3 protein-coding genes are annotated in these 3,219 nt (G+C 63.3%); 2 read left to right on the top strand and 1 reads right to left on the bottom strand.

The features are described from left to right. Positions 1 to 574 (bottom strand): 4-hydroxy-tetrahydrodipicolinate synthase (dapA, locus tag EN879_RS29440; protein WP_127274427.1); only part of this gene is annotated, 574 nt, incomplete at its 3' end. A 247-nt stretch (positions 575 to 821) separates the two neighbouring features. Between dapA and EN879_RS29445 the strand changes: the two genes are divergently transcribed. After that, positions 822 to 2,873: a lytic transglycosylase domain-containing protein gene (locus EN879_RS29445; protein WP_013532596.1), complete on the top strand. Its 2,052-nt coding sequence runs from the start codon at positions 822 to 824 to the stop codon at positions 2,871 to 2,873. A gap of 109 nt (positions 2,874 to 2,982) precedes the next feature. Further along, the coding region (locus EN879_RS29450) for an alpha/beta hydrolase (RefSeq protein WP_164774651.1) at positions 2,983 to 3,219 on the top strand (237 nt) is incomplete at its 3' end.

The raw sequence follows: 3,219 nt of genomic DNA on the forward strand, positions 1-3,219 counted from the left end.
CCGAAGCATCTTCGCCCGAAAGCTGGATGAAATCCTTGCCGCACGTGGCACGCTGCTCGGAAACCCGTTCGACCTTGCCGGTGGCATCCTTGACACCGACGATGTTCTTGAAGTCGTGCACGAGCCGGCCCATCGTGTCCGGCATCATGTCGATGACCGAGCGCGGCGGGATGTTGTAGATGATGATCGGCAGCTTGGTCGCCCTGGCGACCGCCGCGAAGTGCTCATACAGGCCGCGCTGCGTCGGCCTGTTATAATAAGGCGTGACGACCAGGGCGGCATCGGCGCCGGCCTTCTCGGCATACTGCACGAGCCCGACGGCTTCCTCGGTGTTGTTGGAACCAGCGCCGGCGACGACCGGAACTCGTCCCTTGGCCACCTCGATGCATACCTTGACGACCTGGCGGTGCTCGTCATGCGACAGTGTCGGCGACTCGCCGGTGGTGCCGACCGGCACCAGGCCCGTCGTGCCCTCCGCGAGTTGCCATTCGACGAATGCGCGAAAGGCTTTCTCGTCGAAACGCCCGCTCTTTTCGAACGGTGTCACGAGCGCAGTAAGCGAGCCTCTCAGCATATCGTCCAACTCCTTGGCACTTCTGGTGTTTTGTGTCGGTGTTTGTGGTCGCGCCTTCTAACCGAAAGCGAAGCGGCGCACCATAGTCTCGACATGGTTGCGCGGCAAGCATTGCCATGGTGCCAGCAAGCGCAATTCGAACGGCCTCGCTAACTCTTTGTTTACGGGCTCTTCACGACCTAAGTTTAGGCTTCGAGGCATCTTCGCCAGCTTGTGGAATGCCAGGACAAGGAAAGATTTAGGGATCATGCCGGGCGGTCGGCCTCACCTTCTCGCGCTGCTTGGCGCCGCGCTCGCGCTGATGCCGGGCATGGCGATCAGCGGCAGCGTGGACGCACGGGTCACCTCAGCCATTCCGATTCCAGGCGCGGCAATTGCGCTGCCAGACCTGCAGGACAGAACGCGACAGGCGCCCTTGCCCGACGTCGCCCCTCTGAAAAGCGGACTGGATGCGTTGGCGCGGGGTGATAGTCTCCGCGCTCGTGGCGTGCGCGATGCCCTTCCGGCGCAGTCGCTCGACCAGCATATCCTTGCCTGGGCGATCGCGCTTTATGGCGGCGACAAGGTTCCGAGCGACGATATCACTGCTGCGGCCAAGATGCTGCCCAACTGGCCGGGGACCGTAGCCCTGCGCAAGAACAGCGAGCGCGCGCTCTATCGAGAGAACCCTGCCCCCGACATCGTCATCAGGGCGTTCGATGGCAGCCAGCCGCAGACATTCGAAGGCGTGATGGTTCTCGCCCGCGCCTATGTGGCGTCCAGCAATACCAAGGCGGCGCGTTCCGTGCTGTCGCCCTTCTGGCGCACCGCGATCCTGGAGGCCAAGGACGAGGCGGCGCTGATCAAGGAATTCGGCAGCCTGATCCCGGCCGCGGACCACCGCTTTCGCATGGAGCGCATGTTCTATGCCGACCGCGCGAATTCCGCGCTGCGCGTCGCCGGCCTCGCCGGCGCCCAGCAGCTCGCCGATGCATGGGCGGCGGCCGACAAAGGCGACAAGAACGCGCCCAAGCTGCTGAAGGCCGTGCCGGCAATGCAACGTTCGGCCGGCTACTTCTTCGCGCAGGCCGAATATTTGCGCAAGCAGGAGGATTTTGCCGGCGCTGCAGCCATTGTGATGCAGGCACCGACCGATCGCGAAGCTCTGGTCGATCCGGATGCCTGGTGGGTCGAGCGCCGGGTGCTGTCGCGTGAACTGGTCGACCAGGGCGACATGAAGGCCGCGTACAAGATCGTCGCTACACACGCTGCCGAAAGTGCCACCAATGCGGCCGACGCCGAATTCCATGCCGGCTGGTACGCGTTGCGCGGCCTGAACGACCCCAAGCTTGCCGCAACGCATTTCGCTCGCATCGCCGACCTTGCCCAAGGGCCGATGACGCTGTCGCGCGCGTATTACTGGCTCGGCCGTGCCGCCGAAGTCGGCGGCCCGGGCAACGCCAAGGATTATTTTGCGCGCGCCGCTGCCTACGGCACGACATTCTACGGCCAGCTTGCCGCCGAACGTGTCGGCCGGCAGGCGCTCAACATCGTCTATCCCTCGCCAAGCGCAGCCGACCGGCAGAACTTTGCCGGCCGCGAGGCCGTCAGCGCCATCAAGCGGCTGCAGGAGGCGGGCTACGACCGCTATGCCGAGACGCTCTATCGCGACCTTGCCGGGCAGTTGACCAGTCCAGGCGAACTGGCGCTGCTCGCTGTCCTTGCCGAAAAGCAAGGGAACCATTTCATGGCGCTGAAAATCGGCAAGATCGCCGGGGCGCGCGGCATTGATGTCGGCGCATTGTCGCATCCGCTCGGCGTCATTCCCGATTCGGCCGACATTTCCGGCTCAGGCAAGGCGCTGGCCTATGCGATCGCCCGCCAGGAAAGCGAATTCAACATCGGCGCCGTGTCGAGCGCCGGCGCGCGCGGGCTGCTGCAGCTGATGCCGGGAACCGCAAGGCAATTGGCGAAGAAGGCCGGGCTGCAGTTTTCGCAAACACGGCTGACCACCGATGCCGGCTACAACGCGACGCTTGGTTCGGCCTTCCTCGGCGAACAGCTCGACCGCTTCAACGGCTCCTACGTGCTGACCTTCGCCGGCTACAATGCCGGCCCCAACCGGGCCAGGCAGTGGGTGGGCAGATATGGCGACCCGCGCGGCAAGGACATCGACGCGGTCGTCGACTGGATCGAGCGGATTCCCTACACGGAAACAAGAAGTTACGTTCAGCGAGTGATGGAGAATTACGAGGTCTACAAGATGCGTATTTCCGGCGAATACGACATTGTCGGGGATCTGGTGAACGGGCGGAGTTGAGCCTTTCTGTCCTTCTCCACTTGTGGGAGAAGGCAAGAGCGCCTTTTATTGACCATCCCTGCCCTCGCCTGTAGCTGTCCAGATTGATACAGCGAGGTCGCACATTCCGATGGCAAGCGAGCAGCTTTTTTCCGACTTCTTCTACAGCGCACCGGACGGGTTAAAACTCCATGCGCGCGTCTATGGCGAGGCCAATTCCGGACCCTGGCCGGTTGTCTGCCTGCCTGGCCTGACCCGCAATGCCAGGGATTTTCACGAGCTGGCGCTCTATCTGTCGACGCATGCGGCAACTCCACGAAAGGTCATCGCCTTCGACTACCGCGGGCGCGGGCAGTCAGCTTATGAT

The sequence above is a fragment of the Mesorhizobium sp. M7A.F.Ca.AU.002.02.1.1 genome (genome assembly GCF_003998535.1).
GTDB classification, from domain to species: domain Bacteria; phylum Pseudomonadota; class Alphaproteobacteria; order Rhizobiales; family Rhizobiaceae; genus Mesorhizobium; species Mesorhizobium ciceri.